The following is an 18,050-nucleotide window of genomic DNA, read 5'->3' as shown; positions in this document are numbered from 1 at the left end:
TGCCCTAGCTTTTCCCGGCGGGGGCTGTGATGATCACAGCATGGGCGACATGATCACGCTGGCGGGCGACGTTCCCGCATATGTCAAGGGTCCCGCGGGCTGGCGGCACGGCCGCCACGCGGTGACCGTTCCGCTGAAGGGCGGACTGATAGTCCTGCACGAGGTGTGGGGGCTGGTGGACCACACCAAGGACGTCGCCGACCGCTTTGCGGCCGAGGGGTACCTGGTGGTCGCCCCGGACCTGCTGGGCGGCGTCGGGCCGGCCCCGAAGCTGGTGGCGGAGCTGCAGGGAAAAATGCACGACCCGAAAACCCGGGCCGAGATCCAGCCGCAGCTGCGCGAGCTCATGGCGCCGATGCAGGCCCCGGGGTTCGGCGAGAAGACGTTGGCGGGCGTGCGGGCGTGCTTTGACTACCTCAGCGGCATCGACGCGGTGGCCGGGCTCATCGGGATCACCGGCTTCTGCTTCGGCGGCAGCTACAGCTTCTCGCTGGCGGTGGCCGAGCCCCGGCTGAAGGCCGCCGTGCCGTTCTACGGGCACGGCGATTTCACTCCGGAGCAGCTGCGCGGGATCACCGCACCGATCCTGGCCTTCTACGGCGAGAAGGACGAACGGTTGATGTCCTCACTGCCGGCGCTGCGGTCCGCCATGGCCGAGGCGGGCGTGGACTTCACCGCCGTCGTCTATCCGGACGCCAGCCATGCCTTCTTCAACGACACCAACGAGTGGACCTACCGCGAGGAGGACTCCGACGACGCGTGGTCGCGCACGCTGGAGTTCTTCGCGGACAAGCTGGCCTGAGGCCCGCTAGCCGACGATCTTCAGGCCGGTGTTCCAGTTGAAGGTCTCGAACGCCGGGTTGGCCTGCAGGGTCATGACCAGGAACTGGAAACCCTCCAGTTCGCGGGAGCGCTTGAGCGCGCCGGCCACGATGGGGCGCATGCCGCCGTCGGCCACCAGCGAGCTGACCGAGGCATTGGCCGCCTCGTTGTCGCCGGCGATGAAGATGTCCAACTGCTGGCCCTCGGCCTCGCCCGCCACCAGGGTGCCGGCGAACGCGGTGTTGAAGGCCTTGACGACGGCTGCGCCAGCCGGGGCGAGGGTCGCGATCTCCTCGGCGGCGGAGGCACCCGGCTCGACGACGAGCGAGTCAAAGGTGGCGAAGTTGACCGGGTTGGTGATGTCCACGATGGTCTTGCCGGCCAGCGCGTGGCCGTAGGCGGTGACTACCTCCTTTGCGGCGTCGAAGGGGACGGCGAGCACCACGATGTCGCCGGCCGGGGCCGTGGCGGTGGTGCCGAAGGTGGTGTTGGCGCCGAGCTCGGCCGCCAGGGCCTGTGCCTTGCTGGCGTCCTGGCCCAGGATCTCGACGCGGCGGCCGGCCGCCAGTGCACGGGTGGCGATGCCACGGGCCATGTTGCCGTTGCCAATGATGGTGATGTTCGTCATTTTCTGCTTCTTTCCGAAGAGGTAGGAGAGGAAATTCTTCACGGGATCTGTCCTTGTGGGCGGGTCATCGCTTGAATCTATAACTAAAAGTAGACCCATTTGGTTGAAGCATCAAGTGTTTTTGGATGCACGGGTTGCGGTGCGTGAAATGATGCCTCCTATGGGAGATGCGGAAATGACAACACAGTGGCTCACGGTCGACGAGCGCGCGGCCTGGCTGGCCCTGCTCTCCACCACCACGATGCTGCCGGCTGCGCTGGATGCCGCGCTGGTGCGGGAGGGGAAGCTTTCTTTGTTCGACTACAACGTGCTGGCCATGCTTTCCGAATCCGCCGAGCTGACGCTGCCGATGAGCGAGCTGGCGGCCCGGACCAGCGCCTCGCTCTCCCGGCTGTCCCATGTGGTGAAGAAGCTGGAGGCGCGCTCGCTGGTCTCCCGGTGCACCCATCCCGAGGACGCCCGGGTGACGGCCGCCAGCATCACCGGCGGCGGTCTGGAGCTGGTGCGGCGGCTGGCACCGGTGCATGTGCAGCAGGTGCGCCAGCTGGTCTTCGATTCGCTGGATGCGGATGATGTGGCGGATCTGGCCAGGATTGGCCGCAAGATCGTTGCCGGGCTGAAGTCCGACCACTGGATCCTGCGCACCCCGGCGCCGTAGTTTCCGGCCTCCGCGCCGGCCCCCGCCGGGTCTCGACGGGCCCGACCAGCGGTGTTGTCGGTTGAGCGGAGCCAAGAGAGGCAGCAGGGTTCCCTGGCCGAGCGAAGCGAGGTTAGGGTCAATGCCGGGGAGTTAAGGTTCGGGGTCGTGGGTCAAGGACCGGCTGCGGCGTGTCGTTCCCTCGTCCAGGGGGTCGTGCCCGCTGGCGGTGATGGTGAGCCGGGTGATCCGCAAGTTGGTGCGGGGTTTGCCCGGTGGCTGCTTGTTCCAGCGTGATAGCGGGGATTTCACGCGCCGGGCGCAGACGCGCGGCCGTCGGGGCGGGTTCAGGTTGGCCAGGACTGCGCGGCCGATGTCGCCGGCCAAGTCCTCGTTGCCGGCGGTGACGTTCTCGGCGCCGATGACCAGGTTCTGGGCGGTTGTCACCGCGAGCTGGTAGCTGGCCCGGTCCGGATCGGTGCCTGGCACCGTGGTGATGGCGTCGGTGATCGCGATGCGCAATGTCTGGTAAACGGCGAGCAGTGCCCACATTTCCTGTTCCAGGCCGGTCGGGTCGCCGGAGCGCAGCACCTGGCCCTGGAGCAGGGTGTGCCGCAGGGCGAGGTAGGCGATTTCGTGTTCCCACCGCTCGTGGTAGAGCCCGATGAGCGCCCCGGCCGGGTACTCCCGGCAGTCGGTCAGCGTGGTGGCCAGCCGGTAGTCCTCGCCGTACGTGGTGCCGTCGTGGCAGGTGACGCCCACGTGTGCGGTAATGATCCGTACCTTCAGGCCGCCGAGGCACGAGAGCACCGAGCCGTCGGGCAGCCGCCCGGTCACGGGCAGCCGGCGGCCGGCTTTGATCCGGACCAACCGGGCGCCGGTACCGGCGACGTCGGCCAGGAACGCGGCGGCGTCGAAGCCGCGGTCGGCCAGGACGAGCATGCTCCCGTCCAGGTGGTGCAACAGCCGCCGGGCCCAGGTGATTTCGCCATCGGCGGGCGTGCCGAACACGGCACCGATCAGTGCGCGGGTGCCGGTTTCGACCAGTGTCATCAGCTGGATGGCCGGGTAGCCGGTTTGGCCCTGCGCGGCGTTGAGCCTGCCCAGCCAGCCGCGGTTGCGTTCGGTGTCGGGGACCTTGATCGACCGGCAGCCATCGAACGTGACGGTGCGGTACCGGCCAAAGCGCACCCCGGGCGTGGACGGCTGTCCGAGCGGGCCGGCCAGGATGTCGAAGAGCGCCCGCAGCGGGGCCGGACCCAGGCGGCGGCGCACGTCCCGCAGTGCTTTGCCCGACGGGCGGGGCGCCTGTCCCCGCAGCGCCGCGGTCAGGTTCGCCCACACGCCCTGGTAGCCGCAGCGGGGGAACAGGCCCAGAGCGAGCACGAAATAGATCCCGACCCTTGAGGGCAGCGTCCGCAGCCGCCGTTCCCGGGTGCGGGTCCGGGCCAGCACCGCATCGGCCAGCTCGAACGGCACGATGCGGGTCAGCTCGCCCAGGTGTCCGGGGGCGAACACCCCCGCCGCGACCGTGATCGTGCGGGTAATGGTCGTAACAGCGGAACGGATGGCAGAATGGGAGCGCAACGGAGGTCCTTACAGACGGCTTTCTTGGTCGATTTCCGTCTTACCGGACCTCCGTTCGCCTGCCGGTCAACAACACGCCGACGCAGAAGATTGACCCACGACCCCGAACCTTAACTCCCCGGCATTGAGGTTAGGACTGTGCTGAACAATTTGGGTGGTTTAAGGCGCGCCTGCTGGACTTCGGGTCCTGGTCCTTAAGACTGGATGCATGCAAGGAATTGAAGAGGCCCAGCGCGGGTATTTGGATGTGGAGGCGCTGGCCGGGGAGCTGTTGGCCCCGGGGAGTGCCTACGCGTTTCTGGCCGGGCACCGCTCGGAGCTTTTCCCGGACTCGATGATGGAGGACCTGTTTCCCTCCACCCGGGGCAGGCCCTCGATCCCGGCCGCGGTCATCGGCACCGTCCTGGTCCTGCAGGCCCTGGAGGGTCTCTCGGACCGGGCCGCCGCCGAAGCCTTGACCTTTGACCTGCGGTGGAAGGCCGCCTGCGGGTACGGGCTGACCGAGACCGCGTTCCATCCCACGGCGCTGGTGCATTGGCGCAACCGCCTGCGCGGCAGCAGCAACCCGCACCGCATCACCGAAGCCGTCGCCCAGGTCATCACCGCGACCGGTGTCCTCACCGGCCGGCACCGCCGGGCGGTGGATTCGACCGTGTTCGCCGATGCGGTGGCCCGGCAGGACACCATCACCCAGCTGATTGCCGTGATCCGCCGTTTCGGCAGGGCCATGGAGCACGGGGCCACGCTCATGGCGGTCCATGCCACCTCCTACGATTACTCGCACGTGGGCAAGCCGGACATCGCCTGGGACGACAAGGAAGCGAAGGACGCCCTGGTCTCGGGGCTGGTCACCGACGCCCTGGCCCTGCTTGGCGCGGTGGATCCCGACACCCTGGAAGAAGACTCGCCGCAGGCGCAGGCCTACGTGCTGCTGGCGTTGGTTTCGGGCCAGGACGTGGAGCCGGCCGAGGGTTCCGACGGCACCGACGGGCGGTGGCGGATCGCCCGGAAGGTCGCCCGGGACCGGATGGTCTCCATCGTGGATCCCGAGGCCAGGCACGCGCACAAGTCCCGCTCGGTGATGATGGACGGGTTCAAGGGACACATCATTGCCGAACCGGAAACCGGGCTCTACACCAGCGCCGTGATGACCCGGGCCGCCGGCCCCGGTTCCAGCGACGCGGAGGCCGGAATCGGGCTGGCCGCCGCCGATCCGACCATGAAGGATACGGAGGTTGACTACCAAATGCTTGGCGATTCGGCCTACGGCTCCGGGCCCATGCTCGAACACCTCGACGGGGCCGGGCACCAGGGGCTGGTCAAGCCCAGGCCGCTGCGCCCGGCAGTGCCCGGCGGCTACGACCTGGACGACTTCACCCACGACGAAGCAAAGAACACGCTCACCTGCCCCAAAGGTGAGGTGCGCACCATCAGCGCCAGAGGCAACGTGAACTTCGGCACCGCCTGCAAGGCCTGCCCGCTGCGGGAGAAATGCACCACGGCCAAGGGCGGGCGCAAGGTCGTCATCACCGTCCACCACGCCCGCCAGCGCGCCCACCGGGCCGCCGCCCTCGAGCCCGGGTTCCGGCACGACTACCGGGCCCACCGGCCCCTGGTGGAACGGTCCATCGGCTGGCTGGTCGCCGGAGGCAACCGGGCCCTGAGATACCGGGGAGTTGAAAAGAACAACGCCTGGCTGCAGGTCCGCACCGCCGCGCTGAACCTCCGGCGACTCCTGAAACTGGGCCTCACCCGCCACAACGGGGCCTGGGCCCTGGGATAAGACCCGGAAAGGGCCCCCACCCCGGTCCTGGGCCAAATCCCAGCCGCGGGGAGCCACGAACGGAGGTACAAGGCCCGCAAAAATCACGAACCAGATCTCCGGCGATCAGAAAGGAGACCCCCAGCGGGCCGCCAAAGGCCCCGGAAAGGTGCGACAGCCAAACCCGCGGCCCCGAATTGCCCCTTGTTCAGCGCCCTCTTAGGGTGGCTGGCGAACGGGGGCCGAAACCTGGTGGGCCGGCCGTGTCCCCGGCGGAGACTGACGCCGAATTCCGTTTATGACGCAGTCGTGGTCATGTCCCAGAAGGGAATCGGCGTCATGGCTGCAGTTGTGCGTCCTGGAGCGGTGCCGCGTGGGAGGTCTCGGTCCCCAGCCGCTCCCATCAGCTCGCAAGCTCGCTGCAGGCCCCTCGCAGTAGTGGGCCCCCGCTCGACCAGCGGATTCCCCCGGAAATTCGGCGCAATCACGGCGTAACCACAAATAGCGAACATTATTGTTTCGTAATATTCCCTCCCTTCACTTACTGTAGGTGAGGCTTGCATAACTAAGGCAAGCCTTATTAGCTATGCACCAAGGGAGAATTGTGGAATTTTCACGCCGACAGGGACTCAAGTTCGGGCTATTGGCATCGATGGCAGCCGCCGGTGTGGCGATGACAGGATGCTCCACCGGGGCCGTAGGCGGATCCGGCTTGTCCACCACCGCAGCCTCCGCGCCAGCCGCCGCTGATGCCTTCCCCGTGACCATCAAGCACGCTTTCGGCGAGACGGTCATCAAGGCCGCCCCGGCCCGTGTTGCCACCGTGGCCTGGGTCAATGCCGACGTTGCGCTGGCCCTCGGCGTCGTCCCGGTGGGCATGCCCAAGGACGAGTGGGGCGGCAACGACAAGGGCTCCACCCCGTGGAAGGACGCCGCCCTGGAGAAGGCCGGCGCCGCCATCGGCACCGCCAAGGCCCCGGCCCAGTACTCCGAGGCCGACGGCATCAACTTCACCGAGATCGCCAAGACTAGCCCCGACATCATCCTGGCCGCCTACTCCGGCCTGAGCCAGGAGGACTACGACAAGCTGAGCAAGATTGCCCCGGTTCTCGCATACCCCAAGCTGGCCTGGGGCACCGCCTGGCAGGACGCCACCACCATGATCGGGACGGCGCTGGGCAAGTCCGCCGACGCCAAGGCCCTGATCACCGCCACCGAGAAGACCATTGCCGACAAGGCTGCCAAGTACCCGCAGCTGACCGGCAAGACCTTCATCTACGGCAACCTGGAGCCGGCCAAGGCCGACGGCGTCAACGTCTACACCTCCGCCGACAACCGTCCCAAGTTCCTCTCCAGCATCGGCATGACGCTGGCCCCCATCGTGGTGGAAAAGGAAAAGGGCGTGGACGGCTTCTACATAGAGTGGTCCGCCGAGAAGGCCAATGAGCTGGACTCCCAGATCTTTGTCAGCTGGGTTCCCGACAACAGCACCAAGGACGCCATCGTGGCCGATGCGCTGCTGGGCCAGATCCCGGCCGTCAAGAAGGGCGCCTTTGTGGCCGACTCGGACCAGACCCTGACGCTGGCCATTTCCGCCTCCTCGCCCCTGAGCCTTCCCTGGGCGCTGGACAAGTTCCTGCCCCAGCTGGGCGCTGCGGCCGACAAGGCGTAGCCCCTCCCATGGCAACGAGCACGACGGCGGCAGGAGTGGCCTCCCCGCCAGCGGCACAAACAGCGGGCCCGACGGCGGCCACCCGGCGGTTGCCGGCGAAACCGTCGCCGGCAAAGAGGTCGGCCGCGGCGCGGCGCTGGTGCGCGCTTGGCACCCTCGCGGCGCTGTGCCTGGTTCTTGTGGCCTCACTGGCCGTGGGCGCCCGCAGCGTTCCGCTGGCCGTCGTGTTCGATGCCCTGGCCTCCGCGGACCCCGCCAACGGCGACCACGCCGTCGTGCTCTCCCGGGTGGTGCGCACGGCGGCGGGGCTGCTGGTGGGTGCCGCGCTGGGCCTCTCCGGCACGGCCATGCAGGGCGTGGCCCGCAATCCGCTGGCCGACCCCGGGATCCTGGGCGTCAACGCCGGCGCCTCGCTGGCCGTGGTGGCAGCGATCTCCTTCCTGGGTGCCGCCAGCGTGGCCAGCTACATCTGGTTCTCCTTCGCCGGGGCGGCCGTGGCCGCCGTCGTGGTCTACTCCGTGGCGAGCCTGGGCCGTGAGGGTGCCACGCCCGTGAAGCTGGCGCTGGCCGGTGCGGCCGTCTCGGCCGGGTTGGTCTCCCTCATGAGTGCCATGCTGGTCAGCAGCCAGGACTCGCTGGAGCTCTTCCGCACCTGGCAGGTGGGCGCACTGGCCGCCAAGTCCTGGGCGTCCATTGGCGCCGTGCTGCCGTTCATGGCGGTGGGCGCGGCCATCCTGCTGTGCACGGGAAAGCTGCTCAACACGCTCTCCCTGGGCGACGACGTGGCCCGCTCGCTGGGGCAGCGTCCCGGCGTCGGCCGCGCTGTGTCGGCGCTGGGGATCGTGCTGCTCTGCGGCAGCGCCACGGCCCTGGCCGGCCCCATTGGGTTCATCGCCCTGGTGGTGCCGCATCTGCTGCGCGCCCTGGTGGGGCCCGACTACCGCTGGCTGCTGCCGCTGTCCCTGCTGGCCGCCCCCACCGTGCTGCTGGGCGCCGACGTGGTGGGCCGCGTGGTCCTGCTGCCCGCCGAGATCCCGGCAGGCATCCTGGCCGCGATCCTCGGTGCCCCGGTGTTCATCGCCGTCGTCCGCCGCGGACGCGGGGCCGCACTGTGAGCGCGCCTGCCGTGGCCCCGGCCGCCCAGTCCCCGGCCGACGTCGTGCGCAACCTGCGCCGCGGACCGCGCCGCCGCCGCATCCTGGTGGCCGGTGCCCTGGCCGTGCTGGTGTTCGTCCTGCTGATGGTGGATGTGCTGCTGGGCAGCTACACCGTCACCATCCCTGATTTTTTCCGGCTGCTGGCCGGAGAGAACATTCCCGGCGCGAGTTTCATCGTGATGGAGAACAAGCTGCCGCGCGCCGTCGTTGGCCTGATGGCGGGAGTTGCATTTGGCCTCTCCGGCGCCATCTTCCAGTCCATGTTGCGCAACCCGCTGGCCAGCCCGGACATCATTGGCATCAGCTACGGAGCCAGCGCCACGGCCGTCGCCGCCATCGTCTTCCTGGGTGCCAGCGGTGCCACCGTGTCCGTCGCGGCCATCCCCGGCGCCCTGGCGGTGGCCCTGCTGATCAGCGGCCTGGCCCGTGGCCGGGGTGGCTCCGGACTGATCCTGATCGGCATCGGCGCGGCGGCGTTCATGAACGCCGCCGTCACGTTCATGCTCGCGCGGGCGGACATCAACAACGCCCAAAGCGCCATGGTCTGGCTGACGGGATCGCTGAACTCCAGCAACTGGGACCGCGCCAGCATTCTGGCAATCTCCCTGCTGCTGCTCCTGCCGCTGGCCGCCGCGCTCTCGCGCAGCCTGGCCGGCCTCCAGCTGGGAGAGGACACCGCCGCCGGGCTGGGCTTCAACGTCCGCCGCGGAAGGCTGGGATTGACGGTGCTCGGCGTGTTGCTGGCGGCAATGGCCACCGCCGCTGCCGGCCCCATCGCCTTTGTTGCCTTCCTGTCGGGCCCCATCGCCAAGCGGCTCAACGGCGGCGCCAGCTCGCTGCCGCTGGCCGCCCTGGTGGGCGCGGCCAGCGTGCTGGGCGCCGATTTCCTGGCGGCAAACCTGCTGCCCACCGCCCTGCCCGTGGGCGTTGTCACCGGGGCACTCGGAGCGCCGTTCCTGCTCTGGTTGCTGATCAGCAACAACCGCAACAGCCAAGGAGGCTGAGATGACCGGATCCAACGTACTGGCGGCCCAAGGGCTCTCGCTGGGATACGGAGATCGGCGCATCGTTGACTCCCTGTCCGTGGAATTGCCTGCGGGCAAGGTGACCATGATCGTGGGCGCCAACGCCTGCGGCAAGTCCACCCTGCTGCGAGGCATGGCGCGGCTGCTCAAGCCCAGCACCGGCGCCGTCGTGCTGGGTGGGGAAGACATCCACAAGCTGCCCACCCGCACCCTGGCCCGCCGGCTGGGCATCCTGCCGCAGACACCCACGGCACCGGAGGGCATCACCGTGGCCGAGCTGGTGGGGCGCGGACGCAGCCCGCACCAGGGCTGGTTCCGGCAGTGGAGCTCGGACGACGACGCCGCCGTCGCCGCCGCGCTGGAGGCCACCGGCACGCTGGAACTGGCCGAGCGGAGCATCGACGAACTCTCCGGCGGGCAGCGCCAGCGCGTCTGGATTGCCATGGCCCTGGCCCAGCAGACGGACATCCTGCTGCTGGACGAGCCCACCACCTATCTGGACCTGGCGCACCAAGTGGAGGTGCTGGACCTGGTGGCGGAGCTCAACGCCGATGGGGGCACCACCGTGGCCATCGTGCTGCACGACCTGAACCTGGCCGCCCGCTACGGCGACCACCTGATCGCCATGAAGGCCGGCCGGATCGTGGCCCAGGGCGATCCAACTTCGGTGCTGGACGCCGATCTTGTCCACGAGGTTTTTGGCCTCGAATCGGTGGTGGTGGACGACCCCGTGGCCGGCACCCCGATGGTGGTTCCGTTGGGCCGGGCCGGCAAGAAGCTCGTCTTCCCCGCCGGCATGACCGCCACGGTCGCCGCCGTCGTCCAGGCACCAACCGTCCCCGAGTCCGCATCCGCCACCGTAGGAGTTCTCGCATGACCGCCACAGCAACCATGGAGACCATCTATCCGATCCGCGCCTTTGAGGTTGCCGTCGCCGCCGTGCGGCAGCTGTCCCCGCACATGCTGCGGGTGACCTTCACCGGCGCCGATCTGGACTACTTTGGCAGCAATGCCGACGGCCAGACCCTGGATCTGCGCATCAAGGTGATGGTTCCGTCCCGGGGCGCGCCGCTGCCCGATTTCACCGCCCTCGGCGAGGGCTGGTACCAGGGCTGGCTGGCCATGGACCCGGACACCCGCGGCTACATGCGCACCTACACCGTCCGCTCGCTGCGGCCCGGCCGGCCCGGCATTGATGGCGTACCCGCCGTGGCCGCCGAGCTCGATGTGGACTTCGTGCTGCACCTGGACGGCGGTTCCGGTCCGGCCGCCCGCTGGGCCGCCGGCGCCGTGCCGGGGGACAGGCTAGCCATTATTGGCCCGGACGCCCGCGCCGGCGTCTGCCTGGGCATTGAGTTTGACCCCGCAGACGCCACCCGGCTGCTGCTGGTGGGCGACGAGACAGCCGTCCCGGCCATCAGCGCCATCCTGGAATCCCTGCCTGCCTCCGTCAGTGGACATGCCGTCCTCGAAGTGCCCTCGGCGGAGGATTTCCTGGACCTGGCCACGGACTCGGCGGTGGAGATCACCTGGCTGGCCCGTGGCGGCCACGGGCATGGCGAACTGCTCCAGGACGCGGTGCGGAAGGTGCTGGCACCGGCCGCGTGCCACCGCGGCGAAGAACCCGAGGCAGTGGACGTGGACGCGACCATCCTGTGGGAGACGCCGGAGGGCGTGGACACGGGCAGCGGATTCTATGCCTGGATTGCCGGGGAGGCCGCGACCGTGCGCGAGCTGCGCCGCTACCTGGTGCGCGACGCCGGCGTGGACCGGAACGCGGTGGCCTTCATGGGCTACTGGCGCCTCGGCAAGGCCCAGCCCAGCTAACCCGGATTTTTCATCGGACGGCGGTCGGGGCGTTGGGTGCGGGTTTTGCCGTCCCGGCGGGCTGAATCGGATTTCGGGTGTGGCTGATGGACCCGGGGGCGCCGGGCTGTGCGCGGGCTTCCACTGTTCCCGTTGGTGTTCTTCTTTCCTGCTCGTTGGTTGACGGGGGGTTGCGGTGTCAGGCCCGCAGGAGGACCGCGGGGCGGTTCGCGGCTGCGGCGATCCGTTCAATGGCTTCGAGCAGGGCGCTGATCAGGGGTTGCTCCGGCGCGGCGGCGGGCAGCAGCAGGTGGTTCCGGCGGGCGCGGGTGATGATTTTCCCGGCGGTGGCGAAGAGCCGGTAGCGCCAGCGTTTGATGTCCCAGCCCCGTGCTTTGTGGCCGTCGGGCAGGGCGGTGAGCTGGAGCCAGGAGACCAGGTTCGCGGCCAGGACCGCGAGGTTGGCCCAGGCCTGGTTGGCAGCGAAATCGAAGAAGGGGAGCTTTCCGAGCCCGGTGTTCTTTAGGGTTTTGATGCGGTTCTCGGCCCGGCCGCGGGCCCGGTGCCGGGCATCCAGAAAAGGTCCGTGCCAGCGCGGGGAGTTCGTCAGAAACGCTGTCACACGGTGACCGTCGATGTCGAGCAGGGTCGGTGTCGCGCCGGGGTGCAGCGGTTCGGCGCGCAGGAAGATCTTCGTCCCCGGCGGGTAGTCATCGAGCGGGATCACCTGCGTGGCGTTGATGACCCAGGCGTCATCGCGTTCGACCCCGTCCTGGTCCAGGGCCGGTTGCCAGTATTTCTTGTCGTTGATCCAGTCGATCATGTGGGCCTTGCCGACCGGCACCGGGTACGAGGCGGAGAACTGCACGCCCCGCGAATGCAGGTACCAGAGGAACTTCCGGGACGCGCCGGCGCTGTCGGTGCGGACCAGGATCTTCTCCCCGTCCAGTTCCCCGGTCCCACCGTAGAGGGAGTCGGGCAGGACGGCGATGGCGGCCTCGAAGATGCGGATGTGGTCCTCGGCGTTGTTCGCCGTGGCCCCGCCGTGACGCAACAGTACCGCGAGTTCCTCCCCGGTGCCGCTGCCGGCACCGTAATCGAGGCTGGCGGTGAACGGGGCGAATCCGAACCCGCCCTTGTAGTTTCCGGTGGCCTGTTCCTTGTCCGAGTGCGAGGTCACCAAGGTGGCGTCGAGGTCGATGAGCAGCGGGTCCGCGGCCGTCGCCTTCACCGCCGGGCTGCGGTCTCCTGCGGCTTCCCATGCCCGGGTCCGCAGTTCCTTGGCCAGGGTCGAAAAGCCGTAATCGAAGACGTCCGGGTTCTTCACGGTGCGTTCGAAGAACCGGGAGACTGTTGCGTTCGAGGGCACGTTGCCGAACACGCCGGGCTGGGCGCGCAGGATGTCCAGGTCCGAGGCGTGCTCGCCGCCGGCGGCGAGCATCACCGCCAGCGACCCGAGCAGCCTCCCGGGCCGGTGTGAGGCCATCGCGGGGACGAACTGCCCGAGCCGGTCCTCGCACAGGTCCCGGAACCCGAGGGCGTCGATGAATGAGGTCAGGATCCGTCCCCCGGCATGGGAGACCAGCGACTGGCCGGTGAAAGTGACCGGGAGGGACGGGAAGACCTTGGTAGGCTGATGCATCGAAAAGGTGCTCCTTCAAGACACGGAAATAACGGCGTAGACACCCCTATTTTCCCTTGTCAGAGCACCTTTTCGTGTCTTAAACACACCCCTCAGCCCAACCCTGATGAAAACCCCGGGCTAACGGTGCGCATGGTGCGGCTGGGTCTCTGCGCGCTCGTTCCTCGTCCCCAGCCGCTCCCACGCCTCGCAAGTCCCCAGCCGCTCCCACGCCTCGCAAGTCCCCAGCCGCTCCCACGCCTCGCAAGTCCCCAGCCGCTCCCACGCCTCGCAAGTCCCCAGCCGCTCCCACGCCTCGCAAGCTCGCCGCGGGTCCCGCGCGGCCGTGGGCCCCCGGCGCGGGTCCCGCGCGGCCGTGGGCCCCCGGTCGACCACCGGGGGTGCGGGCGCCGCTACCGCTCCAGGCGGAAGCCGATCTTGATGCGGACCTGCCAGTCCGCGATGGCGCCGTCGTTGATGTGGCCGCGGATTTCCTTGACCTCGAACCAGTCAAGGTTGCGCAGCGTCTCCGAGGCCGCGGCAATGCCGTTCTTGATGGCGGCGTCGACCCCCTCGGTCGAGGTACCGACGATTTCGGAAATGCTGTACGTCTGGTCGGCCATTTTTGCTCCTGGTGATCGTCGTTGATCCGTGCACGGCCCTGCCGGTGCGGCAGGCCGTGATTGCAGGGTAGCCCCCGCGGTGCCCGATGGGCCATAGCCCGCAGGGTAGCGCGCCGGGAAACTGTCCGATCCACACCTCAGCGAGCGGGCTCCTCCGGGGCGCCCAGGGCCGCTAGGATCCTGGCCAGCTCGGCGCGGTCGGCCTCGCCCAGCCGGGCAAAGTACTCCGTGGACTTCCCGCGACGGGCCTCGCCGACGCTGTCGGAAAGCTCCCGCCCGGCGTCGGTGGCGGCGACGAGCGTGGCGCGCCGGTCCGCGGGGTCGGGGGTGCGGGCCAGCAGTCCCTTGGCCTCGAGCTGGTCCACCACCTCGGTGGCCGAACGCGGGGCGATCCGCAGCCGCTCCGCAAGGTCCTTCAACCGCAGGCCGCTGGAACCTCCGGTGGATCCGCCAGCGGCGCTGCCGCCTGCGCCGGGTCCGCCGGCGGCGCTGCGCACCACGGTGGCCAGGGCCCGCCACTGGTGCGGGGTGACGTCCCAGGGCGCCAGCTGCTCGGCCCAGGTGCGCCGCAGTCCGCGGAAGGCGGCGTGGAAGAGTTCGCCGAGGTCGGCGTCGCCCGCTGGTGGCGGCTGTTCAGTCATGACTTCAACAGTAGCCGAGCGGACCGGACCATTGACCGGCAACCACATAGTGAGGTAGACTCTGTAAAATCGGGTGCGATTCTCGCACCCGCACACCTTGTAAGGAGGCGGTGCAGATGGCAGAGACCTTTCTCTCCGATTCCCCCGCCCACTCGGGCGGCGCTCCCGCCGGCGGGCAGCAGGCCCGCGGCCCCCGGCGCGTCAACCCCGCCGACCGCTCCCAGCTGGCCATGCATCCGGTCAGCCTGCGCCGCATCGCGGCCCTGTTCGCCCCGCACAAGGCGGCCATCGCCGTCGTCGTGCTCCTCATTTCGCTCTCCAGCATCATTGGCCTGGCCCAGCCGTTCCTCATCCGGTTCATCATCGACGACGCCCTGCCGGCCAAGAACCTGACCCTGCTCGCGTGGCTGGCCGGGGGGCTGGTGGCCGTTGCCGCCGCCACCGCCGTCCTGGGCGTGGTGCAGACCTGGATGGCCACCGCCATGGGACAGCGTGTCATGCACACGCTGCGGACCACCCTGTTCACCCACCTGCAGCGGCAGTCGCTGGCGTTCTTCACCCGGACCCGCGGCGGGGAGGTGCAGTCGCGGCTGAGCAACGATATCTCCGGCATGCAGTCGGTGGTGACCTCCACGGCCACCTCCATTGCGTCCAACCTGACCACCGCCGTCGCCACGGCCATCGCGATGGTGGCCCTGTCCTGGCAGCTGAGCCTGCTCTCGCTGCTGGTCATTCCGCCGGCCATCTGGCTCTCGCGCCGGGTGGCCCTGGTGCGCCGGGACATCACCACGGTCTTGCAGCGCGAGCTCGCCGACATGTTCACCCAGGTGGACGAGGGGCTGTCCATCTCCGGCGTGCGGCTGGCCAAAACGCTGGGCACCACCGCCCGCGACGCCGCCCGCTTCACCGCCAGTTCCCAGCGGCTGATCGACCTGGAAATGCGTTCGCAGCTCGCCGGGCGCTGGCGGATGGCCACCATGTCCATCGTGTTCGCCGCCATTCCGGCCGCCATCTACCTGGCCGCCGGCCTGCCCGCCGCCGGAGGCATGACCATCGGCACCATCGTGGCCTTCACCGCGCTGCAGAGCACCATCTTTCGCCCCATCATGGGCCTGCTGAACGTGGGCGTGCAGTGGGTGGGTGCGATGGCGCTGTTCAGCCGGATCTTTGAATACCTGGACCTGGACCCCGAGGTGAAGGCACCCGAACATCCGGTGAAGGTGGCGCCGGCCCGGATGCGCGGCGAGGTGCGTCTGGAGGGTGTCCGTTTTGCGTACGACGGCGGAGCCGAGGTGCTGCGCGGCATCGACCTGGTGCTTCCGGCCGGAACCGCGACGGCAGTGGTGGGCCCCACCGGGTCCGGCAAGTCCACGCTGGGCTCGCTGCTGCCGCGGCTGCACGACGCCACGGCCGGGCGGATCAGCATTGACGGGATCGACGTGCGGGACCTGGCGCCGGAGGATCTGGCCGCTCTGGTGGGCGTGGTGTCCCAGGAAACGTACCTGATCCACGCCAGCATCCGCGACAACCTGCTCCTTGGGGCGCCGGAGGCCGGCGATGCGCAGCTCTGGGACGCGCTGGCATCGGCCCAGATTTCAGAGCTGGTGGCCTCTCTGCCCGACGGGCTGGACACCCTGGTGGGCGCCCGCGGCCACCGCTTCTCCGGCGGCGAGCAGCAGCGGCTGGCGATCGCCCGGACCATCCTGCGCAACCCGCGGGTGCTGGTGCTGGACGAGGCCACCTCGGCCCTGGACAACACCACCGAGGCCGCCGTGCAGCAGGCACTGGACGCCCTGGCCGCCGGGCGGACCACGCTAACCATCGCGCACCGGCTCTCCACCGTGGAGGACGCGGACCAGCTGGTGGTGCTTGAGGCCGGCACGATCGTGGAGCGCGGCACGGCTGCGCAGCTGCGCAATGCCGGCGGTGCCTATGCCCGGCTGGCCGCCGCCGGCGAGGCGCTGGAAGCGGCGGCCCAGCTGGACACGGCTGGCTGAATCCGCCTAGACGGCGTCCAGATCCGTCTCGAGCATCTTGACCAGCGAATCGAGCGCGGCATCCGCGCCATCGCCCTCGGCCCGCAGGACCACGACGGCACCGTAGCCGGCGCCGAGGGTCATCAGGGACAGGATGCTGCTGGCATCCATGGCGTCCTCGACGGGGGCGCCGTTCATGGCGATGGTCACTTCCACGCCCACTTCACCCGCGGCCTCGGCGAACAGCGATGCCGGGCGGGCATGCAGACCTGAACTGCTGGCGATGGTTGCTTTGCGCTCGGACATTTTTGCTCCTGTAAGGGTAGGCGGGAGTGGATGGTTGGGTTGGCTTGCGGGGGAGTGGGTCACGCCTGTCAGAGCCCCGGCTCGTCAAGGATGGGCAGTTGCTCGCGCACCCGGTTCCGCGCTTCGGTGGCGCTGGGTGCGGTCAGCGCCAGCTTAGCGAGTTTCTGCGCCTGCGCCAGTGTCACGGCGGCCAGCACCGATCCGACGGCGGTCCGCTCGCTGGTGGACGCCGTCAAGGCCGGCTGACCCGCCTTTTTTGCCCGGGTTTCCCGGCGCAGCTTGGAAACGCAGCTGCACGCCACCTTCGGGCGGGGTGCAGCTGCGTTTAAGCTGCGCGGCGTTTCTATGCGGCGCGCCGCGAAACGGCCAGTGCGCCGGCGGCCAGCGCCGCGGACACGCCGAACGCCACCGCGTAGCCCGGGGCGCCCAAGCCGATCAGCGAGGCAAACACCGCCCCCACCACGCCCAGGCAGGCGGCGGTGGTGAGCGTTTCGCTCAGCTGCAGGGCCGAGGAGTTGGCGCCCTGTTCGCTGGGTTCGGATTTCTCCAGCACCAGCACGGACTGCACCGGGTAGCACCAGCCGATGGCCAGGCCGCCCAGCGTCCAGCCCACCCAGGCCACCCCCACGGGCATGCCCGGCAGCAGCACCAGCGCCACGATGGCCACCGCGGCCAGCACGCCCGCCGAGCCCAGCACCAACCCACGCCTCGGGGAGATAATCCCTCGCCCGACCATCCAGGCGCCGATGGACCAGGTAACGCCGCTGACGGTCAGCGACAGCCCGGCCAGCCACGCCGGCATGCCGCGCTGTTCGATCATGTAGAGCGGGAGGTAGATGTCCGCCACGGTGAACGCAGTGCCCACCAGCCCGCGCATCAGGACCAGAGAGGGCAGTCCCCGCGCCGCCCGCCAGGTGCCGCGGGGCAGCAGCCGGGGCACGGCAATGCCCAGGACCACGAGGGCGAGGACCAGCTCGGGCACCCACCACGGGTGGCTGCGGGCGCTGGCGTCGCCGAGCACCAGCACGGCCGCCGCGGCCGCCCCCGCCCAGAGCGGTTTGCGCAGGGCCTTGCGCCGGGCCGCCGGGTCCGGGGCGCCGCCGTCGTGCTTGCGCACCGGCACGTTGACCTTGGCGCCGCGCATGCCGGCATAGGCCAGTGCCGCGGCGCCCACAGCCAGCACCGGGACGGAGACGAACACCCAGCGCCAGCCGAAGTGGTCGGTGACCAGACCGCTGAGCGCCGGGCCGATGATGGAGGGCAGCACCCAGGCCGCGGCCAGGGCGCCGAACATGGGCGGGCGAAGATGCGCCGGGAAGACCCGGGCGATGACCACGTAGAGGGCCACGCTGTCCAGCCCGGTGCCGACGCCCTGGATGGCGCGCGCTGCCACCAGGATTTCCATGGTGGGGGCGGCGGCGGCCAGCAGCAGGCCGGTGGCATAGATGCCCACGCCCACCAGCAGGGGTTTGAGCGGTCCGGACCTGTCGATCCACAGCGCCGCCAGGGCCATGGTCACCACCGAGGTGGCCATGGTGACGGCGAAGGCCAGGCCGTACAGGGGCAGGCCGTGGAGCTCCTCGGCGGCCCTGGGCATGGCGGTGGTGACCGCCGCCGTGGAATACGCCACCAGAAAGCCCAGGGCAAAGAGCCCGATGGTGGCCGTACGGTAGAAGGGGCTCCAGATGGTGTGGCCGGTTGGTGCTCCGCGTTGGGCAACCCGGGACTGGGTCATGGCGTGGCGGGCCCTCCCGCCGGGTGCGCGCCCGGGACGGGGCGGCGGTCGG

The 18,050-nt window shown here is 69.5% G+C and carries 17 protein-coding genes; 9 read left to right on the top strand and 8 right to left on the bottom strand.

Annotation, left to right across the window (positions count from 1 at the left end; all coding sequences use genetic code 11):
- Window positions 1-40 precede the first annotated feature (40 nt).
- Complete coding sequence (locus ACQCSX_RS12890; RefSeq protein ID WP_427015705.1) at window positions 41-802, top strand: dienelactone hydrolase family protein; 762 nt, start codon at window positions 41-43, stop codon at window positions 800-802.
- 6 nt (window positions 803-808) lie between these two features.
- Here the strand turns inward: ACQCSX_RS12890 and ACQCSX_RS12885 are convergent, their stop codons facing one another.
- Window positions 809-1,492: an NADPH-dependent F420 reductase gene (locus ACQCSX_RS12885; RefSeq protein ID WP_427015704.1), complete on the bottom strand. Its 684-nt coding sequence runs from the start codon at window positions 1,490-1,492 to the stop codon at window positions 809-811.
- 133 nt (window positions 1,493-1,625) lie between these two features.
- Between ACQCSX_RS12885 and ACQCSX_RS12880 the strand changes: the two genes are divergently transcribed.
- Complete coding sequence (locus ACQCSX_RS12880; RefSeq protein ID WP_427015703.1) at window positions 1,626-2,108, top strand: MarR family winged helix-turn-helix transcriptional regulator; 483 nt, start codon at window positions 1,626-1,628, stop codon at window positions 2,106-2,108.
- 132 nt (window positions 2,109-2,240) lie between these two features.
- Here the strand turns inward: ACQCSX_RS12880 and ACQCSX_RS12875 are convergent, their stop codons facing one another.
- Window positions 2,241-3,674 (bottom strand): transposase domain-containing protein, encoded by a 1,434-nt coding sequence (locus ACQCSX_RS12875; protein WP_427015702.1) that lies wholly within the window; start codon window positions 3,672-3,674, stop codon window positions 2,241-2,243.
- 208 nt (window positions 3,675-3,882) lie between these two features.
- On the opposite strand from ACQCSX_RS12875, the gene ACQCSX_RS12870 reads away from it, so the two are divergent.
- The 6 genes from ACQCSX_RS12870 to ACQCSX_RS12845 all read left to right on the top strand — a co-directional run bounded on the left by ACQCSX_RS12870 (window position 3,883) and on the right by ACQCSX_RS12845 (window position 11,117).
- Window positions 3,883-5,457 carry an IS1182 family transposase gene (locus ACQCSX_RS12870; RefSeq protein ID WP_427015623.1) on the top strand — a complete coding sequence of 525 codons (1,575 nt, stop codon included), beginning with the start codon at window positions 3,883-3,885 and terminating at the stop codon, window positions 5,455-5,457.
- A 565-nt stretch (window positions 5,458-6,022) separates the two neighbouring features.
- Window positions 6,023-7,108, top strand: a complete 1,086-nt coding sequence (locus ACQCSX_RS12865) for an iron-siderophore ABC transporter substrate-binding protein (protein ID WP_427015701.1) — start codon at window positions 6,023-6,025, stop codon at window positions 7,106-7,108.
- Between the two features lie 8 nt (window positions 7,109-7,116).
- The gene (locus tag ACQCSX_RS12860; protein ID WP_427015700.1) at window positions 7,117-8,223 is read left to right on the top strand and encodes a FecCD family ABC transporter permease; all 1,107 of its coding nucleotides are present in this window, start codon (window positions 7,117-7,119) and stop codon (window positions 8,221-8,223) included.
- A gap of 44 nt (window positions 8,224-8,267) precedes the next feature.
- Window positions 8,268-9,269, top strand: coding sequence for a FecCD family ABC transporter permease (locus ACQCSX_RS12855; protein ID WP_427019047.1), 1,002 nt, complete (start codon window positions 8,268-8,270; stop codon window positions 9,267-9,269).
- A gap of 1 nt (window position 9,270) precedes the next feature.
- Window positions 9,271-10,167 (top strand): ABC transporter ATP-binding protein, encoded by an 897-nt coding sequence (locus tag ACQCSX_RS12850; protein WP_427015699.1) that lies wholly within the window; start codon window positions 9,271-9,273, stop codon window positions 10,165-10,167.
- Entirely contained in the window at window positions 10,164-11,117 is a 954-nt protein-coding gene (locus tag ACQCSX_RS12845; protein ID WP_427015698.1) for a siderophore-interacting protein, read from the top strand. The genes ACQCSX_RS12850 and ACQCSX_RS12845 overlap by 4 nt, the downstream gene beginning before the upstream one ends.
- A gap of 178 nt (window positions 11,118-11,295) precedes the next feature.
- On the opposite strand, the gene ACQCSX_RS12840 is transcribed toward ACQCSX_RS12845, so the two are convergent.
- The 3 genes from ACQCSX_RS12840 to ACQCSX_RS12830 form a co-directional block, all read right to left on the bottom strand.
- Entirely contained in the window at window positions 11,296-12,738 is a 1,443-nt protein-coding gene (locus ACQCSX_RS12840; protein WP_427015697.1) for an IS1380 family transposase, read from the bottom strand.
- A 392-nt stretch (window positions 12,739-13,130) separates the two neighbouring features.
- Window positions 13,131-13,340: a dodecin gene (locus tag ACQCSX_RS12835; RefSeq protein ID WP_427015696.1), complete on the bottom strand. Its 210-nt coding sequence runs from the start codon at window positions 13,338-13,340 to the stop codon at window positions 13,131-13,133.
- A gap of 137 nt (window positions 13,341-13,477) precedes the next feature.
- The gene (locus ACQCSX_RS12830) at window positions 13,478-13,981 is read right to left on the bottom strand and encodes a MarR family winged helix-turn-helix transcriptional regulator (RefSeq protein ID WP_427015695.1); all 504 of its coding nucleotides are present in this window, start codon (window positions 13,979-13,981) and stop codon (window positions 13,478-13,480) included.
- Window positions 13,982-14,097: 116 nt separating this feature from the next.
- On the opposite strand from ACQCSX_RS12830, the gene ACQCSX_RS12825 reads away from it, so the two are divergent.
- Window positions 14,098-15,978, top strand: coding sequence for an ABC transporter ATP-binding protein (locus tag ACQCSX_RS12825; RefSeq protein ID WP_427015694.1), 1,881 nt, complete (start codon window positions 14,098-14,100; stop codon window positions 15,976-15,978).
- Window positions 15,979-15,984: 6 nt separating this feature from the next.
- Here the strand turns inward: ACQCSX_RS12825 and ACQCSX_RS12820 are convergent, their stop codons facing one another.
- The 3 genes from ACQCSX_RS12820 to ACQCSX_RS12810 all read right to left on the bottom strand — a co-directional run bounded on the left by ACQCSX_RS12820 (window position 15,985) and on the right by ACQCSX_RS12810 (window position 17,998).
- Window positions 15,985-16,263, bottom strand: a complete 279-nt coding sequence (locus tag ACQCSX_RS12820) for an HPr family phosphocarrier protein (RefSeq protein WP_427015693.1) — start codon at window positions 16,261-16,263, stop codon at window positions 15,985-15,987.
- Between the two features lie 68 nt (window positions 16,264-16,331).
- Entirely contained in the window at window positions 16,332-16,499 is a 168-nt protein-coding gene (locus ACQCSX_RS12815; RefSeq protein WP_427015692.1) for a hypothetical protein, read from the bottom strand.
- Between the two features lie 107 nt (window positions 16,500-16,606).
- The gene (locus tag ACQCSX_RS12810; RefSeq protein ID WP_427015691.1) at window positions 16,607-17,998 is read right to left on the bottom strand and encodes an MFS transporter; all 1,392 of its coding nucleotides are present in this window, start codon (window positions 17,996-17,998) and stop codon (window positions 16,607-16,609) included.
- Between the last annotated feature and the right edge of the window lie 52 nt (window positions 17,999-18,050).

Origin of the sequence: Pseudarthrobacter sp. P1 (genome assembly GCF_050156935.1) — a bacterium.
In the GTDB taxonomy this organism is placed as follows: Bacteria; Actinomycetota; Actinomycetes; order Actinomycetales; family Micrococcaceae; genus Specibacter.
Note: the sequence above shows the minus strand (reverse complement) of the source record. Positions and strands in the feature narration are given on the sequence as shown.